A 24417-nucleotide genomic window follows, 5' to 3' on the forward strand; every position below is an offset into this window, starting at 1 on the left:
ATTAACTCAAATCTTTTTGAAGCAGTTCTTCTAGCGAATCGATATCTTCATACAATACAAACTCACCATCGCGGATATAGGAAATTTGTCCAGATTCTTCGGAAACAACAAGAACCAAGGCATCTGTTTTTTCGGTAATTCCCACAGCGGCTCTATGGCGCAAACCAAAACGTTGCGGAATCATAGTAGATTTTGAAACAGGCAGAATCACACGGGTAGCTGTGACACGATTTCCTTCAATGATAATGGCGCCGTCGTGCAGTGGACTGTTTTTAAAGAAGATACTTTCTAGCGTAGGTACATTGACGTCCATTCCCATCGTATCGCCAGAATCTTTTACAAATTCTAAGGAATTATTGCGTTCAATCACAATAATAGCGCCTGTTTTAGTGGCAGACATTTTAGTGCAAGCTTCAACAATTGCTTCCACATCAGTATCAATATTGGCATCTTGTTTTAAAAATCGGAAGTGTTTTACAAAACTTCGTTTCGCAGCAAAGTTCGTGGAACCAATCATTAGTAAAAACTTTCTGATTTCTTGCTGAAATACAATGAATAATGCCAAAATTCCAACATTAATAAATCCACCAAAAATATTGCTTAAAACGTTCATTTCTAGTGCTTCGGTAATCTTCCAAGCTACAAAAATAATCACAATTCCAATAAAAATATTAATCGCGGCCGTTCCCTTTACGAGTTTGTATATATAATACAGCAATACCGCAACGAGAATAATTTCGATGAAGTCTAACAATCCAAAATTTAAAAAGTCTAAAAAGTCCAAAGTGCGTTTTTACAATACAAAAAGTAAAAGTAACAAAATTTAAAATGAAAAATGAAAAGTGTTTTGATAAGTTATCAAACCATAAAAAAACAAAGAAAAACTAGGGCAAAACCGTAACTAGGGTGTACTGAGGTTCTTTATATTTCAGTTTTATAATTTATAATCAAACAATAAACACCATGTTAAAAAACATCTTACAACTTGAAGGAGCAAGAGAAATTGAAAAAAAGCAACAACAAAAAATCTTAGGAGGATCTGTGTGTAAACACAACGGATCTTGCGTAAACTACGGAAGCGAATGCAACGAACGCGAATGCCAAAAAGCACCAAACCCACTTGATTCTGATGCTGAAGGAGGAATGAATTAAAAATTTTTAAAATTTTACATGATAAAGCTGTCTAGTATCTCTAGGCAGTTTTTTTATGGAATTCAATACGCAGACTTTTTGTGAAAATAATCTTGAAAAGTTATTTCTATAAAACTATATAATTTTAGCTTATAAGAAAATATGGTAAAACCGTAACGAAAAAAATGACAAATCACGTATCTTAAAAAAGTATAATCTAAAATAAGCATACCATGTTACACAGTATTTTAAAAATCAACGGAGTTTCAAAAATTAAAAAAGAGGAACAACAAAAAATCAACGGAGGACGTAAACAATGTATTCAAAATGGCGTTTGTACAGATTGCGGAGAAAAATGTGCAGAGATTGAATGTGTTTTTTGCATCGATTTTTAAATAAAAAACAGAAAACTGTCTAAAACAACTTTAGGCAGTTTTTATTTTTCAGTAGTTAAAACAGTCAAGAGTCAAGAACCAAGAGTCAAGAACCAAGAGTCAAGAACCAAGAGTCAAGAGCCAAGAGTCAAGAGCTAAGAGTCAAGACGAAAAAAACCAACACCCAACACCCAAAACCTAAAACCTAAAACCTAAAACCCAACCATCTCCACCAACTTCACACATTCCACAGCTTCCTTTACATCATGAACACGTAAAATAGAAGCGCCGTTTTGTAGTGCAATTGTATTTAGGACAGTCGTTCCATTTAAGGCTTCTTGTGGCGTCGTTTCCAATACTTTGTAAATCATCGATTTTCGGGAAACTCCAACTAACACAGGGCAATCGAGCGATTCAAACAGTTGTAAAAGTTGTAAAATGGTATAATTATGCGCAATCGTTTTTCCAAAACCAAACCCAGGATCTACAATAAGGTCGTTAATTTTATGTGTTCGCGCCAACGCAACTTTTTCGGAAAGTTCTTTTAGAATATCGTTGACAACATTCTCATAATTAGGGTTTTGTTGCATGGTTTTTGGCGTGCCTTGCATGTGCATCATACTATACGGAACGCCCAATTCGCCCACAGTTTGCATCATATTCGCATCTAAATTTCCCGCTGAAATATCATTAATAATCGCCGCCCCAATGTTGATAGCTTCTCTAGCAACTTCGCTTCGAAAGGTATCAACAGATAGAATTGTTTGAGGAAATTTTGTTAAAATCAATTCCAAAATCGGCAACAAACGCTGTTTTTCTTCTTTTGTAGAAACTTCAGGGGCATTTGGTCGCGAACTGTACGCACCAACATCGATAAACGTAGCGCCATCGGTCAACATTTTTTCGACTTGCGTCAAAATTGACGAAGCATCTTTATACATACCGCCATCGTAAAAAGAATCGGGCGTTACATTCAAAATTCCCATCACTTTAGGCGTGTCGAGCGCAATTAATTTTCCCTTACAATTGATACTTTTCATCTGTTTGTTCTTATATCATTAATTTTGTCAGATGCAATTCGCCACTAATCATATCGGAAGATACTAACCATTAGTTTTGGCTCATTTCATACATACATACCTTTAAAATGAACTTATGTCATTTTCTTTTTATAAATTGGTAATTTTGGACGAAATTTACATAAAATAAAGCGCATCGCATAGTAAATTTAAGGCTAAGTAAGTTGTGCAGAAGCGAACTATCATAAAAAATAGCATGGAAAAATCAGGAACTGAGCAAACCTCAAACAAACCAACAATTTGGCAACAAATTGTAGAAAAGAAAGTAGCTTTTTTTAATACCATCTATGGAAAAATACTCACGATAATCTGTCAAATATTTGTGGGCGGATTGTTTATTTTTTCAGGATTTATAAAGCTGAATGATCCTGTTGGTTTTTCGTTTAAACTCACCGATTATTTTGCAGAAGACGTTCTGAATTTACCATCGTTAGTGCCGTACGCGCTGTGGTTGGCGGTTTTTCTCGTCATTCTTGAAGTTATTTTAGGTGTGATGATTTTACTAAGCCTATTCAAAAAACCAGTATTGTGGAGTTTGCTCGGATTGATTGTATTTTTCACCTTTCTCACCTTTTATTCGGCATATTTCAACAAAGTAACCGATTGCGGTTGTTTTGGTGATTTTTGGAAATTGACACCTTGGGAAAGTTTCACAAAAGACATCATTTTGCTAGTCGCGATTCTTATTTTGTTCATTGGAATGAAACACATCAAGCCTATTTTCTCTAAAAAAATAAACATCGGCATTGCAGTCGTGAGTTTAATAGCGTGCATTTTCTTTGGAAGACATGTGTTGAATCATTTGCCAGTTTTCGACTTTAGACCGTACAAAATCGGCGCAAATATTCCAGATGGGATGATTGTTCCGCCAGATGCTCCCAAACCTATCATTGAATATACGTGGGTTTTTGATGTGAATGGAGAAGACGTAGAAGTTGTGACGACAGATGTGTCGCAACCACAAGTAGAAGGTGGCGTTTACAAAGATTTAAAAAGTGAAATCATAGATGAAGGTTACGAACCACCAATTCACGATTTCATCATTGAAAGTCCAGAAGAGGGTGATGTTACAGATAGGATGCTGGAAGAAGAAAAAATCATCATGGTCATCATGTATCGATTGGAAAAAGCGGAAGAAGCAGGACTTTTCAAAGTAAAAGAATTTACCGATAAAGCGTTGGCAGCAGGATATAAAGTCATTGGATTATCAGCTTCCGATGCGCAGGAATTGCAAGATTTGGCAGATTTGATGCAGTTCAATTTTAATTTTTATCTCACAGATCCTATCACCTTAAAAACCATTGTACGCTCCAATCCTGGAATCATCAAAGTGGAAAAAGGGACCATTACAGACAAAAAACATTACAACGATTTTGACACGATAAAACTGTAAACACTCTTTGGGAAGATACATTGTACATAAAATCGGCTATGCGTTTTTGACACTTTTTGGCGTCGTGACAGTGATATTTTTTCTGTTTAACATTCTGCCTGGCGATCCTGCAAAAATGATGTTAGGGCAAAATCAAACGGAAGAACAAATTGCAATTGTCAAGAAAAAATATGGCTTTGACAAACCTGTGTTGACACAATACGCGTATTACATCAACGACTTGCTGCCCATTTCGTTTCATTCCACCAAAAAAGAAGATTACACACATTTGGCAGACAACAAATACAGTGCGGTTTCGCTATTTACCATCGGAAATACGACGACTGTTTTAAAACTTCCGTATTTGCGCGAATCATTTCAAAAATCGGGAAAAAGCGTGGCGCAAGTCATTCGAGAAACCTTGCCAAATACTATTGTGTTAGCTATCGCCGCCATTAGCATTGCGATGTTGCTGGGAATTTTTTTAGGAATCATTTCCGCATTGTATAAAGACACATTTGTAGACAAACTCATTCAAATCGTAAGTACATTGGGCATGAGCGTTCCTTCATTTTTTAGCGCGATTCTATTTGCGTGGATATTTGGGTTTCTATTGCACAAATACACCAATTTAAACATGACCGGAAGCTTATACGAAGTAGATGATTTTGGCGAATTTATCAGCATTCGCTGGAAAAACCTCATCTTGCCAGCCATTGTGTTGGGAATTCGTCCGTTGGCAGTTATCATACAACTCATGCGAAATTCATTGCTAGAAGTTTTCAATCAAGATTACATTCGTACGGCAAGAGCTAAAGGATTGAGCGAATTTCAAATCATCAAAAAACATGCTGTCAAAAATGCGCTAAATCCAGTAATTACGGCAATTTCTGGATGGTTTGCTTCCATGTTGGCAGGAGCTGTTTTTGTAGAATATATTTTTGGTTGGAACGGACTTGGAAAAGAAATCGTAGATGCATTAAACAGTCAAGATTTGCCAATCATCATGGGCGCTGTGTTGATTATTGCTGCTATGTTCATTATAATCAATATCTTAGTAGATGTCGTATACGGTTGGCTCGACCCGAAAATTAGAACGTAAATACGAATGATTTCATCCTAAAAAAGTAACGATCAAATGAAAATTGCGAAGCATATTCTAGTGGCTATCAGTCTTATGTTGATAGTGTTTTCCTGTAAACATGATACTTCACAAGAAAAATCGCAAAAAGAAAGTCTGCAAAAAATACTGCCGAAAGGCTCAAGTATTGAAATTTTGATTGATAAAAGCAAGTATACACTTTCTGTCTTTTCGGCAGATACTTTGGTAAAAACATACAACGTCGTTTTTGGAGGAAATCCTGTGGACGATAAAGAAAAAGAAGGCGATCAGCGCACGCCAGAAGGTGAATTTGGTGTGCGAGATAAATATCCGCATCGCAAATGGTCAAAATTTATTTGGATAGATTACCCGAATGCAAATTCGTGGAAAAAATTCAATCAACGAAAAGCTGCAGGCATCATCAAAGAAGGTGAAACTATTGGTAGCGAAGTTGGAATTCACGGCGTGCCCGAAGGAATGGATGCTATAATTGACAAACGACAAAACTGGACGCTAGGTTGTATTTCCATGAAAAATAGTGACGTCAATGAAATCTATCCGTATATTACCAATCAAACAAAAATTACCATTCAAAAATAGCATGAAACGCGCACTAAAACTCGTATTAGTTGCTTTTGTCATCATAAGTTGTCAAAAAGAAAATTTAACCAAATTCCCACCAGAAGCGTTACAGGAAAAAATGCTGTCAATCACTGGAGAAAACACTACTTTTGAAAAGATTTTACAAAAATACCAAGGAAAAACTATTTTTGTAGATATCTGGGCTTCTTGGTGTCGCGATTGTTTGGTTGGAATTCCTGGCGTAAAAGAAATTCAAAAAAATAATCCAGCGGTAACCTACCTCTTTTTATCTTTGGATAGAAATATGGAACGTTGGCAAAAAGCGGTTGAAAAACAGCAGCTTATAGGCGAACATTACTATGTGCCATCAGGAATGAAAGGTACTTTTGGAAAAGCTATCGGACTCAGTTGGATTCCAAGATATATGGTCATCAATCCTGACGGAAGTATCAAGCTTTTTGAAGCCATTAAAACAACAGATTCAGCATTGCTAGAAGCAATACAATAAATAAAAATCAAGTCAAAAACATAAAAAACATGAGACGTAAAATAGTTGCAGGAAACTGGAAAATGAACAATGACCTTTCGGAAACGGAAGCTTTATTAAATGATTTAATTGAGCAGGTACCAAACACGGATGTTTCTGTAATGGTAGCACCGACGTTTGTAAATTTATTTCAAGCGTTCAACGTGCTAAAAGGACACAACATTGAAGTCATAGCACAAAACATGCATCAAGAAGCAAATGGTGCGTATACAGGAGAAGTTTCTGCAAGCATGCTTCAAAGTGTCGGTGTAAATACCGTAATTCTCGGACATAGTGAGCGCAGAGCTTATTTTGGAGAAACGGATGAAATCTTGGCCAAAAAAGTAGATACAGCGTTGGCAAATGAACTACAAATTGTATTTTGTTTTGGAGAAGAATTGGAAGATAGAAAAGCAGGAAACCATTTTTCTGTAGTAGAAAATCAATTAAAAAATGCTCTATTTCATCTAGAAGCTGCACATTGGAAAAATATCATTTTGGCGTATGAACCTGTATGGGCAATTGGTACTGGAGAAACCGCTTCGCCTGAACAAGCACAGGAAATGCACGCGTTTATTCGTAAAACGATTTCAGAAAAATTTGGACAAGATGTAGCAAACGAACTTTCCATTTTATACGGAGGAAGTGTAAAACCAGCCAATGCTGCCGAAATTTTCGCAAAAGCGGATGTTGACGGTGGATTAATTGGTGGTGCTTCCTTAAAAGCAGCTGATTTTGTAGCAATCATAAACGCGTTTTAACATGTCAACAACCTATATTGGATACACTTTTAAAGTTTCGCCTGTGCAGCCAGCCACGGAAATACTCATTGCGGAATTGGGTTTTGCAGGCTTTGAAAGTTTTGTCGAAAATGAAGAAGGTGTCAATGCCTACATTCAAAAAGAAGATTGGCATGCGGCTATTTTGGAGGATATTCAAATTCTAAATAATGCTGATTTTGAAATCACTTATGAACAAGAAGAAATAGCGCAAGTCAACTGGAATGAAGAATGGGAAAAGAATTTTGACCCGATTGAAGTAGATGGAAAATGTGTGGTAAGAGCGCCTTTTCACGAAAAACCTTCGGTGGAATATGATATTGTCATTGAACCAAAAATGAGCTTCGGAACAGGTCACCACGAAACGACACACATGATGTTACAACATATCTTAAACACAGATGTCACTGATAAAAAAGTGCTGGATATGGGTTGCGGAACTGGTGTTTTGGCAATTTTAGCAGAAATGAAAGGCGCCAAACCATTGGACGCGATTGACATTGATAATTGGTGTTATTTGAATTCGCTAGAAAATGTAGAGCGTAACAATTGCAAGCATATTTCGGTGTATGAAGGCGATGTGACTTTATTGAAAGATAGGAAATATGATATCATCATTGCGAATATTAATAGAAACATTTTACTGAACGATATTCATCAGTATGCAGCGTGTTTACATGAAAATGGAATGTTGTTTTTAAGCGGATTTTACACAGAAGACATTCCTATCATTACAGACGAATGTGTCAAAAACAAGTTAAAATTTGCAGACAAACTTGAAAAAAATAATTGGGTTTCGTTAAAATTTGTAAATTAGTGGTGCATAAGCTTTTAACAAACGCTAATGTAACCTTACACGAACAAAAAAGAAACAAGTTTTACTACGGATAAAATACCAAATATGAGTACGCAAGAAAAAATTAAGGAAGAATTACTCACCTTAGAAGAGATACAAAAAAACAATGAAATCGTATTGTACAATGACGACGTAAATACATTTGATCACGTTATTGAAACGCTCATTTATGCCTGTGATCATACTGCGGAACAAGCAGAACAATGTTCAATCATTGTGCATTACAAAGGAAAATGTACGGTAAAAACGGGTGATTATGAAGATTTAAAACCGCGATGCAGTAAATTATTAGAAGCAGGACTTTCAGCCGAAATCATATAAAGAAATAAAGACGATGCCTACAACATACTGAGATAGACGCTTTTTTAAGCGTCTATTTTTTTTGATGAATTTTTAACAAAACACGTAAAATGTGTTAATTTTTTAGATATCCTTAATAGATTTAACATTTTATTAGGAATTATACAATAAAATTTATAAGTTTGAAATGTGTTAAAAATCGCTCCAAACAATTATTAACATTAACCGAAAAAACTTCTAAAATGAAAAAAATTAAAAACTTAGCATTGCTAATGGCAATTGTGTTGGGGCTAACCTTCACTTCATGTACCAAAGACAACACCGCAACAATCGAAGAAGAAACTGCAGTTGCGCCAGTTGGAATTCCACAAGACGTATTTGAAAAAGCACAATCATTACACTTCAATACATTCGACATGCAAAAAACCATGTTCGAAAAGCCAGGAGGAAAAATGGAAGAAGCATATCTTCTTGAAGGAGATATCATGATTCCACACGACCAATTAATGGCAATGGAATTTGGTGATGGTATCACTAGCAAGCAATATCGTACAAGTAACCTAGTAAATGATGGTGTGATCACTATTATTGGATATACAGGAAACAATTCTAATGGATTAACAACTAAAATGATAAATGGACTTAGTTGGGCTGTAGATAACTATAATGCATTGAACTTAGATATCACTTTCCAATTGACTTACGGTACAGATTATGAAAATAAAGACATGGTTGTGTACCAAGTATCTGGAGGTGCAGGAGGATCTGCAGGTTTCCCTTCAGGAGGAAATCCAAACAAGTGGGTTCGTATTAATTCAGGATTGGCTCCATACAGTACCAACGTACACGAGCACGTAATTGGTCACGAAATGGGACACTCAATTGGTTTCCGTCACTCTGACTACTTTAGCAGACAAAGCTGTGGACAAAATACAAATGAAGGAAGCGCTGGAGTTGGTGCAATTCATATCCCAGGAACACCTACAGGATGGGATCCAACTTCATTAATGAATGCTTGCTTTAGCTCAAGCGAAGATGGAGAATTCAACAGTAATGATATTACAGCATTACGTTGGATGTACTAATAAACAGTCTTACATAGTAATAAGAGAAAATAATTAAATTAAAATCGAGAGTGATTTTTAACATAGAAAAGGCGCCTAACCAGCGCCTTTTTGCTATTTATATATTTTACTGAAACTATAGGAAAAGCATTTTTTTAGCCATAAAAAGGCAGATGAAAATGTTATATTTATTCCGAAAATATAATGAACATGCCTACAAAAAAGTTTAAAATATGCATCACTATGGCAGGAGCCGTTTCTGCGGGAGCCTATACTGCTGGCGTAATTGATTATTTGTTAGAATCACTACACCTATGGGAAAAAGCCAAAGCACAAAATAAAAAACTAGGAAAAGAGCATCCGCAATACAATCATTCCATTCCGATGCATGATGTGGAATTGGAAGTGTTAAGTGGCGCTTCCGCGGGAGGAATTACAGGAACATTAGCAGTGTTGAGTTTACTTAACAAAAATCATCAATTTGTAAATAAAGACAACCCGAAAGGCGAAAACAATATCTTTTACCAATCGTGGGTAAAAATGGCAGATACGGATACCGAAACGTCTTTGATGAAAATGTTGCATACAAATGATATCAAAAGTGACGCATATCCAGAATCGTTGTTGAATGTAGCGCCGATTGAAGCCATTGCAGACAATGCCTTGCAAACAAATCATCAAGTTGCATTTCCTAATTATGTGTCTAAAAGTCTGGATTTAGTGTTGACAACCACCAATTTACGCGGATTAAATTTTCATATAGATTTTAAAGATAGCGAAACGGTCATCACCAATCATGGTGGTTTTTTTCGGTATAAAATCGCGAATGACACACACAAACCAGGCATTCCTGAAAACGATTCGTCTCTATTTTATGTGTTGGATTTACAAAATGAAACGCATGTCAATTATTTAAAAGACGCGACACTAAGTACGTCTGCATTTCCGATTGGATTGAAATCAAGAGAAATACAAATTGCGCATGAATATGTAGCGCGCTATCCAAAATATTTGTTTGATAGGAGTGAAGGCATTCGTGTCGATTTGCAAAAAGAGAATACCTATACTTTCAATTCGGTTGATGGTGGATTGATAAACAATGAACCTTTCGGAATCTGCATGAAAGTGCTCATCGAAAAAAACAAAACCATTCGCGACGATGATAATTATGCAATTATTATGGTGGATCCATTCCCAAATCAAGATAACGATGCAGATGCGTTTGATACCAAACGCGATATTATTTCCATTGCCAAAGGAATGTTTAAAGCCTTGCGAAATCAGGTAATGTTTAACCAAGATGGTATTTTGGAAGCCCTGTCGTTGAGCAATCGCACAAAATTTTTAGTCGAACCCAAACGGAAGCAACAATCTGGCGAAAAGTGGATTCGCTCCAAAAAAGACTTAGCTTCTGCGCCGTTGAGTGGTTTTGGTGGATTTTTGGATGAATCGTTTCGTGAACATGATTTTCACTTAGGTAGAAAAAATTGTCAATCGTTTTTACGATACTATTTCGCCATAGAAAACAAAAATATCAACAAACGATTTGGAACTGACGTCACAGAAGCAGCATTGCAACGTTTTTCATTTAGCGATAAAGAAGATGAAAGCAAAACACCAACATACTTTCCAATCATTCCCGACATGCGTGCTTTACACATCATTAACAAAGAATTTGACACAGATACCTATGGCGAAGATGCGTATTTGGCATATCCTGCGTATCCAAAATTCAATATGGAATCTTTTGACAACACCTATAAAAAGCCAATTCAAAAGCGAATTCGTGCCATTGTCAGATCGCTCACCAAAAGCAAATTATACACATTTGCGTTCCGATTGTTAGGACAACGAAAAACGTACCGACTCGTTCGAAAAACAATTGAAAAAAGCTTACATGAAAGCGAACTCATATAAATTATGCTTTCAAAAAAGTATTTCATCAAGATATATTGCTAAAAAATACATTAAAAGACATAAAAAACGGTTGCTTTCACAATTCTAAATACGACATTTTCAATCATAAAAAAACAGCATCTTTTGTGTTGTAAATCAGAATATTATAATGTTTTATGTTTACACGTAATTTATAAATTACGTACACAACTTCTTTTATGCTAGATAGACTTTGCATAAGTTTACCGTAGGTTTTTTAGGTTATTTATTCTTCCATAAAACAATTACAATCTACAGTTGTAAACCATGTTAAGAAGGATATATTTCTTATGCAAAAGGAGTGTTGGGGGACGCTCCTTTTTTGTTTTTCTTCTCAAAAATTAACGCTTATTTTAAATTTCATACGCTCACAAAGTAATTTATGGTGTCTCTATCAACTTTTACTACTTTAGAGCAAGTTTCAATGAGTATTTTATTGAGGTTTATTATTCTACAAATGGAAAGGAGCGTTGGGGAACGCTCCTTTCGTTATTTTCATACATACCTTGTCGCATACAATTAGCTCGATATCTGTATAAAAAAGATATAGACGTTATGTTCAACGCCATAATTGTGTCATTCATCTACACTATAAAGAATACTTGTCGACTTTTAAAAGTAGATGATGATAATCCCTTTATATTTGGTGTAAATATTTAGTATTACGATAATTACAATCTGGTAAATTGTAAAATATAAAGAACTCTTAATGCCCCAAGAGTTCTTTTTTTTGTATATATCATTCACAGGATATCTTTTTTTGATACATTAGTTTATCGATATATTATGACCATTTATCGATATAAAAATATAGGTTCATCGACTTTGTGTGATGCGAATTGAAACTAAAAGTATATTTACACTATTAATATTTAGTATTGAAAAGTTAACAATCTGATAAATTGTTTAAGAAAATAAAAAAAGAATCCTTTGCCCTGAGGATTCTTTTTTTATTTAACGCATTTTGAATATGCTTCTTTTCTTATATATCGTGCTAAAAATCAACTTACTATAAACCATATACAAGCTATTTTGATGTCTTCTTTCACCTCTTTGTAATGTTTGATGAAGTTACACGACTATTGTTGGTAAGTACATAGAAATAGTATTGATAATCTGATACGCTAAGTTGTTTTTAAAAACAAAAAAGAGAATCCTTTGCCCTAAGGATTCTCTTTTCATTTTGGAGCGTTTAAAAAAACTAAATACTGATATGTTTATTCTTTTTTGTTGATAAATTCATTTTGAAATTCTTTTACTTTCATCATGTCGATTTCTTTTTTGGAGCTTCCTTTTTGATGCTCTAAATATCCGTTAAATACGTGACTCAAATACAACGGAGATGTTGGGTGTCCTGAACCAAAACTAGTGGCATTGTGGCACGACAAACAGTTTGTTAAATTGCTAGCCTCAATTTCTGACAAGCTAGATTCAAAAGTTTGCGTATAGGTTTCCATAGAAATATTTGCCGAATTTAACGAACCTCTAGCTACAGAACCTGGCGTTGCATCTCCAAGACCATATCCTTCTTTTTTAATTAAAGTAACTTGCTGCGCAGGTGTTAATCCGTCCGTGTTGATCCAAATAGAGCCTGTGTACGCATAATTATTCCAAACATCGGAAAGATTATCAGCCACACACTTATTAATGTAATCGATATTATTATAATTTTCTGGCTCAGATTGGCTTGTTGTCATAAAATTGGTTTCAGGATCAGAACCTTCAACCCTTGGCACACCGTATTCAAAAAGGGTGTATGCTTCACTTTTTACTTTTGGAGAAGAACCAGTCCAAGTAATTCCATCTAAATTAGAAACTGTTCCTGTTTGAAATAACAACTTTTCTGTATCCGCACTTGCCGTTCCTTTGGTCCAATCAAAAGCAGGTGCCAAACTATTATGCTCAAAAGTTGCCCAAATAAATTCTGGGTGGTTTTCAACAACACCAACTACGTGCATTCCCAACAAAGCTACTTCCGTAGTAGTGCCGTCAACACTAGCATTTGTAGTATAATAATTTCCAAGATCGCTTTGTGGAATCGCGGAAGTTGGAATCCAAGAGGTTTTCAGTTCAAAAGAACCTACAGGGAACACCGCAGAATTGTCTGGCTGCAAAGTACCATTTGCGATTTCAGCACCGTAGTTTTTAGCCGCGGTATTCATCGTTTCATTCATGAAAATCGCATAATACACCGTAGCTGAACTTCCATTATTAAAATTTGGATTCGATTGTAAAATTCCTGACGAACCCGCTTGTTTGTATTCAGAAGAAGATAACGTCACTAAAGTTCCTGAAGCCACAGTCACAGGATTCATATACGGATCTACTTGCATAATGCTTGCATCTCTCAAAAACATAGGAGTTTTGTTGGTATCAGGTACCGTAAGCCACAAGAACTTTTGCCATGACCATTGGTGAAAAATACAGTTGGTAGTAGATTTTGCCGCAAATGGACTATTGGCACCTTCTGCGGGCGCTGGTGTTTGTGTGTGTGGAAACCAATTAGTTTCACAGGCACAAGTACTATCTACAGTATTGGCATCTGCCAAATCGTATTCAGCTTGTGCTTTGGCTTTTAGTTTGGTCGTTTCGGTGTCGGTTTTTGTTTCTTTCTTTTTCTCTTCACAAGAAATAAAGAATACAAAAATTACGCAAAGTAGCGCAGTAGTTTTTAATAAAGTCTTCATGTTACGTTAGTTAAGGTTTGGTTAAGGTGTAATTTAACAATTCAAATTTCATAAAAAAAGCAGTAGTATCATAGCGTATAAATACTTGTTTTGAGCCAAAAACTCGAATTATCATGTTTAAAAGTTACCAAAAATCTTTTTAAGAAGGAAAATAAATAGCGTCAGTTTGATAAGAGTTTTTCTCGAATAAAAGTATTACTTGTCAAGAAAACTAAGCACAAACAACTAAATTTCAATATTTTACTTTCTTATTCTTTGCTTGCCCAAAGAAAAGAAACAAAAGAAAGGGCACTTTTAGTTCGTGAGTTTTCTATTTTAAATAAAGGAACTCATGAATCTTTGATTTCCAGAGGTGTTTTTGCTTTTCTCTTTTAGGGAGAAAAGCAAAACCGCATGATTTTTTCTAAATTTCTTCCAAGGTTTCAGAAATTTTTAACGAAAAAATCATGCTACACTGCGGAAAAGATAAAACTAAGTGTTCTTTTTATGTAGAACTAATAGTCTACTGTTAGATTACTTTTATAGGTATAAAACAACTTTTAGTGAATTTCTGTGCGAGAAATAGCATCTACCAATTTTAAAATAGTTGGCATGCGATGCGATCCATGAAGTAATTGAACGTTCTCTAAAACTGTATCTTTTTCTATCCCAATACACGAAACATATAACGGATTTTCACTTGAGCCACGCTTTATAGGTGTTGCCACTTTTTCAGTGTGAATAAACGATTTTTTCGCAATACCAATGATGGGAACTTTCTCATCAAGTGCTTCCCAAAGATAACCGCCCAAACCATATTTTTTGTCATTATCCACAAACACATGTCCGTCAACAATAATAGCTTCCAATGTGTGAAGCGGCACTTGTTCCAAAACCTTTAAAATACAAGGCAATTCTCGTTTGTAAAATTCACCCGAAACATACGGTTGAACGTCTTTGATGATGGCTGTGTAGACTTGTGTTGGAGTTTCGTCAGACCAATCAAACAATACGCAAACTGCTTTTGCATAAGTTTCTTTATAATGAATATCTAGCGCAGCAATCATTTTGGCGTTTATTTTCTTGGGTATCGAAGGTCAGTAGCTTTAATTTCGTAATCAAATACCTTATTGCCGTCAGAATCGTAAATAGTAAGCAACAATACACGATTCGTGCGTTTTCCTGTAATTTCTAAAATACCAAAATTGCGGTTGTAAAATGTTTTTCCTTTCACCTGAAGCGTATTTCCTTCATCTCTCGGTGAATGCGTTCCAGCCGTTAAAGGCGAGCAAGTAATATCGATGAGCGGATAGGCATCTTCACGTTCCAAACGTGAAATTTCGGTGTGATGTCGGTCACCACTAATAAAAATAACGCCTTCAATCTTTGCATCGTGTAAGCGTTTTAATAATGCTGCACGCTCCGTTGGGTACGTCGCATAATTTTCAAACTTGGTAACGTCGCTCAGTACTTGTCCGCCGTTAATCACAATTTTAAACGGCGCGCTGCTTTTTGTCAAAGCATCTATCAACCAATCCAATTGCTGTTTTCCGAAATAATCTTTGTCTTTATTTGGATCTCTATTTGGTGCTCTGTGATAACGGTCGTCCAGCATAAAAAACTCTACATCGTTCCAGGCAAAATGTTGGGTAACGCCACCATTTCCAGCCGCATTGGTGTTCAAATTTCCCCAATAATCGTTAAAAGTCTGTTCCGTAATTTTTTTATTCACATAACTGCGATCGGCGTCATTTGGTCCAAAATCATGATCGTCCCACGTAGCATAATGATGCACACTTCCTAGCAAAGCTTGCATTTCTGGTGTAGCGCGTGTATGTCTAAAACGATGGCGAATTCCGGTTTCTGTCATAAAATCGGGCGTGCGCAAATACATATTGTCACCAACCCACAACATAGCATCTGGATTTTTTTGTAGAATGGAATTGAAGATTTGATACTTATCACCATACGGTTTTGGGCGATCGTCTTTCTTTTCATTAATAAAACTGCACGAACCAATAGCGACTTTAAAATTTGGCGGATCGGTTCGATATTGCCATAACGTTTGTGTTTGAAACGCTAATTTATAATCTCTCGGAACATACACATCATTGATATACAGCTTATACGTATACGTTTTTCCATATTCTACTTCATTAGGTGTTAATTTGGCAATAAAATCACCCGCTTTGGTCGTTTGAACGCTTTCGGTAAATTTCTCCGTTTCATTCTCTGTAAAATAACCAATTTTTAACTCAGCAGGCGCGGTAGTTTGTACCCAAATCAGTGCTTCCCTAAAGTCAGAATAGCCAACCATAGGACCTGATTGTAATAGTTCTTTTTGTGCAAAAGTGATAGTTACACATAAAAAGGAAAGCAAGAGAATTATGTTCTTTTTCATTCGTCGTTTTTTAATGATTACAAATGTCTGCATAAAAATAGAAAACTAGTTTAAATTTAGGTGAATATTGATGCATATTCGTTCAGTGCAAAAAATCTTTTCACGGACACACATTTTGATTCTACATAGAATTATCTATCTTGGGAAGGCAATAATTTGTCTCAAAAATACATGGAAATCAGTACTGTTTTAATTGTCCTTTTGCTAACTGTTGGTGCAGTACAAGGCATCATTTATGGCAGTATTTTATTTCAATCGAACACACAAAACAAACTAGCCAATCGCATCCTAGCAACCATTTTATTTCTGCTTTCGTACCGACTTATAGTACAAGTGTTACGACTCTTCGGATTGGGATATTACGACAGTTGGTATTATATGATGATTGATCTCAGCTGGATTCACGGTGCGTTGTTATATTTTTACGTAAAAGCACAAACACAACCCAATTTTCGTTTTAAAAAAGCCGATTGGATACATTTTGTACCTGTGGTTTTACAAATTGGCATCAGCATTTTTGTACGAATACAGAATATATATTGGGATGGCACACGCGAAAGTTTGTCGTGGTTAGGCTATTATGGATATATCGTTTGGATGAACAATTCTACGATTTATATTATAGCGAGTTTGCTCATCATTCTATATGCATATAAAGCTCAAAAACGCTTGCAGATGGTGAGTGATATGTTTGAAATGAAAGCCACCAAATTCAATTGGATACAACGGATTATTCGTTCGTTTCTTATCTATTTTTCGCTGGTTTTATGTGTGTTGTTGATAGATTTAATTGTGTTTTCGTCGTCAAACGAAGGTTCATATTTTTACTTTACGCGCTTTTATTACTATCCGTTTTTTGTGGGAATCGCGATTTTGACATATTGGATTGGAATGGAAGGTTTTTCGCGAAGAAACGATGCTGAATTGACGCTTAAAAAATCGCTTCCAAGTGAAACTGCTGAAAAATTAAAAGAAATCTCCAAAAAGCTTGAAACAGCCATGCAGCAAGACAAATTGTATAAAAATCAAGAACTGTCGTTGCAAAGTTTGGCAGAAGCCTTAGACATCAAACCGTACCTAATTTCTAAAAGTTTGAGCGAAATATACAACAAACGTTTCAATGATTTTGTGAACGAATACCGTGTCAAAGAAGTGCAAACCTTGCTAAACGACGCTGACAATTCCAAATACACCTTGCTGAGTTTGGCAATGGAAGCAGGATTCAATTCCAAATCTTCCTTCAATCGCGCTATCAAAAAACAATTGGGAATTTCCCCAAGCGAATTGAAAGTTTCCAAATAGGGTTCAATTCAAAAAATGACGCTTCATTTTCCGAATAAAAAGGGTTCAATTGGCAATTTGAAACGATTTGAAGCCAATAAATATCTAGGTTTGTGTCAAACTTTAAAAAAATCACACAATGAAAAGACATCAACTTTTTATGCTTTGTTGCATGCTTGTAATTACTATTCAAACACAAGCACAATCTAAAAACATGGACGCAAATATTTTAGTAGGCACTTGGGTTTTAGACATGAGTCCAGAAAATCCAAACGACGCCAATTTCGCAGAAATGATGATTACGAAAGTAGCCAATAATACCTTAGAAGGATTTTTCTATCGTGAAGGCGTTTCTATTCGTAACGGAAAAATTAATACCCAATTGGGAACGGTTTATGGCGCATTGGTTTCGGGTGACAATTCGGGCGATTACAATACTGCCTTTTATTACAAGGATGGAAAATTATACGGAAGTACGCACGCACTAGAACGCGATTTTTTAGCCGTTTGGACAGCCACGAAGAAAAGCAATTGATATGCAGAAACCTATCATTCTTTTACTATTGTGTTGTGTGCTATTTTCATGCGAAAAGTCAAAAGAGAAATCCATTAGGTTTACACCAACTTTTACAATTTCAACCGAAACTACACATACAATTCCAGCAGGGCAGGAGTACACTTTTGGATATTTGGAAGTGTTGGAAAATCGTGAAAAACCAGCAGGAAAAACGATTCAGTTGCCGGTGTATATTTTTAAAAGTCGAAGCAACAATCCAAAACCCGATCCAATCATTTACACGGTTGGCGGACCAGGAAATTCTACCATGCGTTCGGCGCAATACATGAAATATTATCAGTATTTGGATGATAGAGATGTCATTTTGTTTGAACAACGCGGAACAGAATTCGCGAAACCTTCATTGGATTGTCCCGCGTGGTCAGAAGCAATTTACAAATCAAATTTCCCTGAATATAACGAAGCAAAACGTGATAGTTTGTTAGAAGCGGCTGCACGCACATGCAGAGAACGTTTGATAGCACAAGGAGTCGATTTGAACAGTTACAACACGAACGCAATTGCCGCCGATATTGAAGATTTGCGCAAGGTATTACACATTGAGAAATACAACCTTTTAACAATTTCCTACAGTACGAAAATCGCGCAAGTGTTGTTGCGAGATTATCCAACACCGATTCGAAGTGTCGTGATGGATTCGCCATTGCCGTTGGAAGTGAATTACGAAGAAGAAAGTGTTGGGAATTTGCTAGAAGTTGTAACTATGTTATTGTCTGATTGTGAGGAAGATGAAAAGTGTGCTGAGAAATTTCCGAACATTAAAAATAGGTTCTTTCAATATTTGCGTGATGCAACTGAAAATCCGTTGCAAGTTACGGTTACAAACCCGAATACAGGAAAACCTGCAACATTTCACTTGCAAGGAAAAGACTTGATTACGGTTTTTACAGTTACCAATTCGAACAATAGTGCTTACGTTCCAAATGAAATTCAGAAACTATTAAACAACGATTTGAGTTCTGTAAAAGCACAGCTAGAAAGTTTGTTTGATAGACCTACACAATTTTCAGGTTCGGGAATGGGCATGCGTTTATCAGTTTGGTGTGCGGAAGAATATCCGTTTGCTTCTAAAAACATAATTGTTGCTGAAAAAACAACATATTCAGAAGTATTAGGCTTATCGCCGATGGTTTTTGAACCGAATATTTGTGGTATTTGGAAAGTGCAACCGTTAAAAGCGATTGAAAACAAAGCCATTCAAAGTGATGTTCCTGTGTTGTTGTTGAGTGGTGAATATGACCATGAAACACCTGTAAAATGGGCTTCGGCAATGCAAAAAAATCTATCAAACAGTTATCATCTCGTTTTTAAAGGCTGGACACATACCGTAACGACCAATTGGGGCAATCCGTGCGGAATGGAAGTTGCCAATGCGTTTTTTAACAATCCCAATCAAAAACCACAATCGAAGTGTTTTGAAGCGATGCAAGCGTTGGAGTTTGTGACGGAGTAGCTTATAGTATTGACTTTTTAATATAATTTCTTAGTTTCTATTATCTGAAAACTTTAGTACTTATATTTGAAACTACTAATCATATAGCTCTTTTATGTTAAAAGGATTATTTAAGAAAAAAACACCTTTCGGAAAATTTACCGCTCATTTATATACGATTTTCCAAACGGAACCTGAATTCTATATGGAAGAATCCACCATAGATGGTGTTTCTGGTGTTACAAGCTTTATTTATAAAGATATTCCTAAAAAAGGAATGATTACGGGAGTTACATACGGACTTTCTCTTGTGAATTATCCCGAATGGAAGTTTGGACGCCCTGAATTAATGATTACAGTAAATTCCAACGATATTTCATGGGCGAAATCTGCAGGATTTTTAGCAAATAGTTTAAGAGGTAATTGTCCTTTCAGTTATAGCAACATCATCAATTTTAGAAAAAAAATAACAGATGAATCTGAAATGGACGCTTTTCTGGTTTTTGCACCATCAATACTTGAAAAAAATGATTTTTCGAATATCAATATTGGATTAAATTATAAAGTAAACATAGCTGGACTTTACCCAATTTATGCATCTGAAATGAAATATATTGAAAAAAACGGACTCGAAAAGTTTTGGAAACATCCTAATTTTGATATGTACGATGTTGCTAGAAAACATGTTAAGTAAGAATATGAAACAAATTGATTTTATAGCAGCTCTTGAATTTTTAAAAACATCTGAAAGTGGTCGTAAAACTCCAGTATATTCAGGATATCGTCCGCATATTGAGTTTGAAAATTATCCAGAATACTTAACTTCGGGAGAACAAACCTATATTGGGCAAGAAGTTGTAGAATTGGGTACTAAAGTAAAAGCTACTATCAAACTTTTAGCGACTTCATATTTTTCAAAGAGACTTTATGAAAATATGGAGTTCAAATTTTGTGAAGGTGCAAGAGTGATAGGTTTTGGTAAAATACTACAAATTATAAATACTGAATTACAATGCGAAGAGGGAATTGATCAAAAAGAAATTAATTTGAATCTGTATCCAAAAGATATTTTAGAAAGAATAAAATCAGATTTTAGAGACAATTATAGTCTAGCCAAACGGAAAATTCAAGAATTTATAATTTTAGACAAAACTTTTAGAGATTATAGAATAGTACGTGCTTTACTATTTACAGCAAATCAAGAAATATCTCGATTAGAAAAAATGATTGCATTAGCGAAAATCGATTGGCGAGATTTACTCTTACAAGCTGAATATAATCAAATTGATAAAAGAGTTCGAGATTTCAATAACGAATTTGGAAAGGAAAAATTATAAATATGCGAATCAAACACTGCGATATCTGTAAAGAAGACTTTGACACCCTATTTCGAATTCAATACAAACTGCCAAAAGAGTGGGTTTTTGTTTGTGAAGATTGCTTGCTGAAAGTCAAAAAAGACAATCCGTTGTATCGTTATGGCGGGACTTGGAAACGATGATGATTTTTGTTTAAAAATACAATCGGCAGGAGAAGTTAGGCGTCATTCCTAAGGAGAAGCGTTGTATGTCGGAAACTGTATCCTGATTGTTGATTCGGTAATAGCGTTCAATTTGGTTGTTGGTGTTCAACACATTCCAAAGTGCAAAAGCAACATCGAGGCGTAAGTTTTCGTTGAGTTGATAGGCATATTTCGCCGAAAAATCCACACGAAAATAATCATCCAATTGTGACGAATTGACGTCTTGATAGTTGATTTCATCATTTAAAATTTCATTGCCAACAACAGGCATCGTGATTGGTTTTCCCGTTCTCCAATTGAATCCTAACCCTAATTTTAATGACTTACGCGTGTATGTAATTCCAGAAGTCAGCGCGTGCGTAATGTCATAATTGCTTGGAAACGGATTGGCTTCTAGCGTTGTAAATTCGTAGTTGTTTTGCATGTAAGAATAACTCATCCAAATATTCAAATTGGTTACGCGTTTTCGCAGTAAAACATCAATTCCGTTGACTGAATAACGTCCGCTCGCTTTGGTAAATTCGTATTGATTTTGAAATCCTTGACTTTGCGTGGTAATTCCGTCTACTTCTTTATAATACACATCAGCACTTGCGAGCCAATTGTCTTTTTGATAACTAATTCCAACAGAAGCTTGTTTGCTCGTAAGTACAGGGATATCTGCATCATTAGACAGTTGCCAGCGTCTTTTTTCAATACCTAAAAAATCATTTTGAAAGTTGATAATTTGTGAGGTGCTTTGATGTTTAAATTCACCTTGTGCTTCTACAATAAAATTCTCTAAAAAGGTGTGACTCAAACTAAATCGTGGCTCAATGATGTGTTTTTTGAATTTGTCCAAATAATTATAGCGTCCGCCCAAACTAATTTGCGTGGCTTTATCTGCAGAGCTAAAATCGATTCCTGTAAAAAAAGCGTGAGTTCGCAATACTTCTGAAATCAATGTACGAATGAGTGGCACATCAATATCGTCTAAATTTGTCACTTCCGTTTCTACAAAATGATACCCAGCGTTGAGGTTGAATTTTTCGTTGAAAATGTAATTCGCCTTTATTTTCGCGCTTGTTTCCGAGACCTTATTTTCTTGCAAAAAACGTTGTGAATCCAACACATTTGCATTGATAGCTTTGAGTTGATAGTCTGTTTCGTAAATTTCTACTGTTGTGAATAATTGATCTCTCCAATTGTTTCTGTAATACAATCCAGCAGCAAAACTATTTTGTTGCAAACTACTTTCTTTAGAATCTTCTACTGAATCTGTCAAAAGCGTTTCTGTAAAATCTAAAGTATTGGATACAAAAATTCCGTTCAATCGCAGTTCATTTCGTTCGTCAATAGCGTACAACCAACGAAAAGAGGCATCATAAAAATCAAAGTCTTTATCAGAATTTACAATGTTTCCTTGATTTTCTGCGACTTCGGTATCTTGTGCAATTTGTTTAAAATACGCAGTGTATGCAGGTGTTTTTACCAAATCATTAATCGATTTGCGCGCCGCAACTTGGATGGACGATTTGTTGCCTAAAGGCGTATCTAAAAAAACATTTGCATCTGTAAAATTCACGCCCGCATTTCCACGAAAAGATGTCGTAATATTTTTAGCGGTTTCCATTGTAATGGTTCCTGAAACGCCATCAGTTTCACTGATATCGGTACCGTTTTTTAAGAGATGTACTGTTTGCGTTATTTGCGGATTGTACATCGAAATCAATCCAAAAAAGTGTCCCGATTGATACATTTTGATTCCGTCCCATTTGATTAAATTCTGATCGTGTGTTCCACCGCGAATGCTTAAATTGGACACTGTTTCATTCGTGCTTTGAATGCCTGGAAACGCTTGTACTGCTTGCAATACATCGTTTTCAATCATGCCCGGAAGCAAATCGAAATTTTTAAAATCGATTGTAAACGCTCCGTTACCTAATTTGTTAATTCCTGTTGCCAAATAGTTGGAAATAATCACGCTTGAAAGTGATTCCGTTTGCGTACGGAGAAAGACAATTCCGCAACCATCATCTGTAAAATAATCGCTCAAACGCCGAACTGTTTTATAGGAAATATGACGAATGATTATCAGCTCTTTGGCAGAGGAAATTTTCAATCGAAAAAAACCATTAGCATCACTCGTGGTTGCGTTGGTTGTTCCTTGAATCGTGGCAGCTTCTATGGGCGAATTGTCGTCTTTGTTTTTTAAAAAACCACAAATCAATATGCCTTTTTTGAGTTTAACTACAACAAATCGCGCGTCAATTTTTTCAAAGGTGAATTTGGTTTCTTTTTCGAGCTGTAACAGTATTTTGGGAAGCGATTTAGAAAAATCAGGTTTGCTTACTTTTACTTCGTCGAGTTCTGATTGTGAATAGTTGAATTCTACATTAAATTGTTGTTTCAACGTATTCAAAACTGTGATTAAATCTTCTTTGCTAGAAGTGGAAGTTTCTTGTCCAAAACTACACGTAGAAACAAAAAAAACAATGCCAAGAATGTATATGTTACTGATTATTTTCATGAAGAATCACACGTTTCTCAGTATCAAATTCAAAGCGAATATTCATAGGTTCTGTAACAGCTTTCAAGGCTTTTTCTACATCATCATGCTGAAAACCACCTGTAAAAAGTTGTTCACTGTTAATGTTTTCAGTCGCAATGCTAACATCAAATTGACGTTCCAATTCAGCCAATACTTCTTGTAGTGGAACTGCTGAAAACGTACTGATGTTTTCTGTCCAATTTGGTTTAAAATCACTAGACTTTCGTTCAACAAGTTGGTTGTTTACAATAACAAATTGATCACCAGGCGCTAATATGTTTTGGTGCGTTTTTGTGATGACTTTTACCGAACCTTCGTAGCATGTAACTTCAAAATAATTGGCGCGTTTTTTCACATTGAATTGCGTTCCCAACACTCGAATGGTATCATTTTGCGCAATCACATCAAAGGTTTTTCCTTTGGCAACTTTAAAATACGCTTCTCCAAGTAAATTCACGGTTCTGTCATCATTCCAGTTATTTTCATCGTACGAAAGTGACGATTTAGCGTTGAGGACAATTTCAGAAGCATCAGGCAAGGTAATGTTGGTTTTTTCGCTAGCCACAGTCGTGATGGTTGTAAGCGAATCGTTCATGAAAAACATGTACAATCCAATAAAAATGATAAATACAGCCGCTACTTTTAGCAATGGCATCCACACTTTTGTAAGACTTCTTTTTTGCGTTTGCGCGACCAATTTTTTCGCTTTAAACGTTTCAAAATCATCAACCGTTTCAAAATGCGAGGCTTTAAAGTTTTGGGCATTTTCTATGATGGACTGATAATATTCAAAATCGTCACGCTGTTCAAAATCGCGCAATTCGGCTTCTGAAAGCTCGCCATTCAGCCATTTTTGTATCAAATTATCGTTGTCCATTCGTTTCGTATTTTTGTATATAACAACTATA

Annotated in this window: 24 protein-coding genes; 17 read left to right on the forward strand and 7 right to left on the reverse strand. The window is 35.7% G+C overall.

The window, feature by feature from the left end:
• Position 1 precedes the first annotated feature (1 nt).
• Positions 2-784, reverse strand: coding sequence for a diadenylate cyclase CdaA (cdaA, locus tag C8N46_RS16485; RefSeq protein ID WP_108116074.1), 783 nt, complete (start codon positions 782-784; stop codon positions 2-4).
• A gap of 179 nt (positions 785-963) precedes the next feature.
• On the opposite strand from cdaA, the gene C8N46_RS16490 reads away from it, so the two are divergent.
• Together C8N46_RS16490 and C8N46_RS20615 are read left to right on the forward strand one after the other, a co-directional pair.
• Positions 964-1152, forward strand: a complete 189-nt coding sequence (locus C8N46_RS16490; protein WP_108116076.1) for a hypothetical protein — start codon at positions 964-966, stop codon at positions 1150-1152.
• A 212-nt stretch (positions 1153-1364) separates the two neighbouring features.
• Positions 1365-1526 carry a hypothetical protein gene (locus C8N46_RS20615; RefSeq protein ID WP_158269186.1) on the forward strand — a complete coding sequence of 54 codons (162 nt, stop codon included), beginning with the start codon at positions 1365-1367 and terminating at the stop codon, positions 1524-1526.
• A gap of 191 nt (positions 1527-1717) precedes the next feature.
• Here C8N46_RS20615 and folP read toward each other — a convergent pair whose 3' ends face one another.
• Positions 1718-2545, reverse strand: a complete 828-nt coding sequence (gene folP, locus C8N46_RS16500) for a dihydropteroate synthase (protein ID WP_245896914.1) — start codon at positions 2543-2545, stop codon at positions 1718-1720.
• Positions 2546-2780: 235 nt separating this feature from the next.
• Here folP and C8N46_RS16505 point away from each other — a divergent pair, with 235 nt between their 5' ends.
• From C8N46_RS16505 to C8N46_RS16545, 9 genes are all read left to right on the forward strand, one after another.
• On the forward strand, positions 2781-3977 hold the full coding sequence (locus tag C8N46_RS16505; protein ID WP_108116078.1) for a BT_3928 family protein: 1197 nt from the start codon (positions 2781-2783) through the stop codon (positions 3975-3977).
• Positions 3978-3984: 7 nt separating this feature from the next.
• Positions 3985-5058 carry an ABC transporter permease gene (locus C8N46_RS16510; RefSeq protein ID WP_108116079.1) on the forward strand — a complete coding sequence of 358 codons (1074 nt, stop codon included), beginning with the start codon at positions 3985-3987 and terminating at the stop codon, positions 5056-5058.
• 36 nt (positions 5059-5094) lie between these two features.
• Positions 5095-5658 carry a L,D-transpeptidase family protein gene (locus C8N46_RS16515; protein ID WP_108116081.1) on the forward strand — a complete coding sequence of 188 codons (564 nt, stop codon included), beginning with the start codon at positions 5095-5097 and terminating at the stop codon, positions 5656-5658.
• A 1-nt stretch (position 5659) separates the two neighbouring features.
• Positions 5660-6148 (forward strand): TlpA family protein disulfide reductase, encoded by a 489-nt coding sequence (locus C8N46_RS16520; protein WP_245896916.1) that lies wholly within the window; start codon positions 5660-5662, stop codon positions 6146-6148.
• 29 nt (positions 6149-6177) lie between these two features.
• A complete protein-coding gene (gene tpiA, locus C8N46_RS16525) occupies positions 6178-6927 on the forward strand; it encodes a triose-phosphate isomerase (RefSeq protein ID WP_108116084.1) in 750 nt (249 codons plus the stop codon).
• Between the two features lies 1 nt (position 6928).
• Positions 6929-7762: a 50S ribosomal protein L11 methyltransferase gene (prmA, locus tag C8N46_RS16530; protein WP_108116086.1), complete on the forward strand. Its 834-nt coding sequence runs from the start codon at positions 6929-6931 to the stop codon at positions 7760-7762.
• A gap of 84 nt (positions 7763-7846) precedes the next feature.
• Positions 7847-8122 carry an ATP-dependent Clp protease adaptor ClpS gene (locus tag C8N46_RS16535; RefSeq protein ID WP_108116088.1) on the forward strand — a complete coding sequence of 92 codons (276 nt, stop codon included), beginning with the start codon at positions 7847-7849 and terminating at the stop codon, positions 8120-8122.
• 221 nt (positions 8123-8343) lie between these two features.
• On the forward strand, positions 8344-9186 hold the full coding sequence (locus tag C8N46_RS16540; protein WP_108116309.1) for a M57 family metalloprotease: 843 nt from the start codon (positions 8344-8346) through the stop codon (positions 9184-9186).
• Positions 9187-9375: 189 nt separating this feature from the next.
• A complete protein-coding gene (locus C8N46_RS16545; RefSeq protein WP_158269187.1) occupies positions 9376-11082 on the forward strand; it encodes a patatin-like phospholipase family protein in 1707 nt (568 codons plus the stop codon).
• A gap of 1235 nt (positions 11083-12317) precedes the next feature.
• Here the strand turns inward: C8N46_RS16545 and C8N46_RS16550 are convergent.
• From C8N46_RS16550 to C8N46_RS16560, 3 genes are all read right to left on the reverse strand, one after another.
• Entirely contained in the window at positions 12318-13787 is a 1470-nt protein-coding gene (locus C8N46_RS16550) for a hypothetical protein (RefSeq protein ID WP_108116091.1), read from the reverse strand.
• A gap of 539 nt (positions 13788-14326) precedes the next feature.
• Positions 14327-14833, reverse strand: a complete 507-nt coding sequence (locus C8N46_RS16555; RefSeq protein ID WP_108116093.1) for an endonuclease V — start codon at positions 14831-14833, stop codon at positions 14327-14329.
• A gap of 8 nt (positions 14834-14841) precedes the next feature.
• Positions 14842-16167 carry an alkaline phosphatase D family protein gene (locus C8N46_RS16560; RefSeq protein WP_108116095.1) on the reverse strand — a complete coding sequence of 442 codons (1326 nt, stop codon included), beginning with the start codon at positions 16165-16167 and terminating at the stop codon, positions 14842-14844.
• 171 nt (positions 16168-16338) lie between these two features.
• Between C8N46_RS16560 and C8N46_RS16565 the strand changes: the two genes are divergently transcribed.
• From C8N46_RS16565 to C8N46_RS20775, 6 genes are all read left to right on the forward strand, one after another.
• The gene (locus C8N46_RS16565) at positions 16339-17469 is read left to right on the forward strand and encodes a helix-turn-helix domain-containing protein (RefSeq protein WP_108116096.1); all 1131 of its coding nucleotides are present in this window, start codon (positions 16339-16341) and stop codon (positions 17467-17469) included.
• Positions 17470-17587: 118 nt separating this feature from the next.
• Positions 17588-17983, forward strand: a complete 396-nt coding sequence (locus C8N46_RS16570; protein ID WP_146169858.1) for a hypothetical protein — start codon at positions 17588-17590, stop codon at positions 17981-17983.
• A 1-nt stretch (position 17984) separates the two neighbouring features.
• Positions 17985-19478: an alpha/beta fold hydrolase gene (locus C8N46_RS16575; RefSeq protein ID WP_108116099.1), complete on the forward strand. Its 1494-nt coding sequence runs from the start codon at positions 17985-17987 to the stop codon at positions 19476-19478.
• 94 nt (positions 19479-19572) lie between these two features.
• A complete protein-coding gene (locus tag C8N46_RS16580) occupies positions 19573-20151 on the forward strand; it encodes a suppressor of fused domain protein (RefSeq protein WP_108116101.1) in 579 nt (192 codons plus the stop codon).
• Positions 20152-20155: 4 nt separating this feature from the next.
• Positions 20156-20794: an elongation factor Tu gene (locus C8N46_RS16585; protein WP_108116311.1), complete on the forward strand. Its 639-nt coding sequence runs from the start codon at positions 20156-20158 to the stop codon at positions 20792-20794.
• Between the two features lie 2 nt (positions 20795-20796).
• On the forward strand, positions 20797-20958 hold the full coding sequence (locus C8N46_RS20775; protein WP_170110096.1) for a hypothetical protein: 162 nt from the start codon (positions 20797-20799) through the stop codon (positions 20956-20958).
• Between the two features lie 10 nt (positions 20959-20968).
• Here the strand turns inward: C8N46_RS20775 and C8N46_RS16590 are convergent, their stop codons facing one another.
• Entirely contained in the window at positions 20969-23488 is a 2520-nt protein-coding gene (locus C8N46_RS16590) for a TonB-dependent receptor (protein WP_108116103.1), read from the reverse strand.
• Complete coding sequence (locus tag C8N46_RS16595) at positions 23472-24386, reverse strand: FecR family protein (protein WP_108116104.1); 915 nt, start codon at positions 24384-24386, stop codon at positions 23472-23474. Before C8N46_RS16595 ends, C8N46_RS16590 begins: the two co-directional genes overlap by 17 nt.
• Between the last annotated feature and the right edge of the window lie 31 nt (positions 24387-24417).

It is taken from the genome of Kordia periserrulae (genome assembly GCF_003054265.1).
GTDB lineage: Bacteria > Bacteroidota > Bacteroidia > Flavobacteriales > Flavobacteriaceae > Kordia > Kordia periserrulae.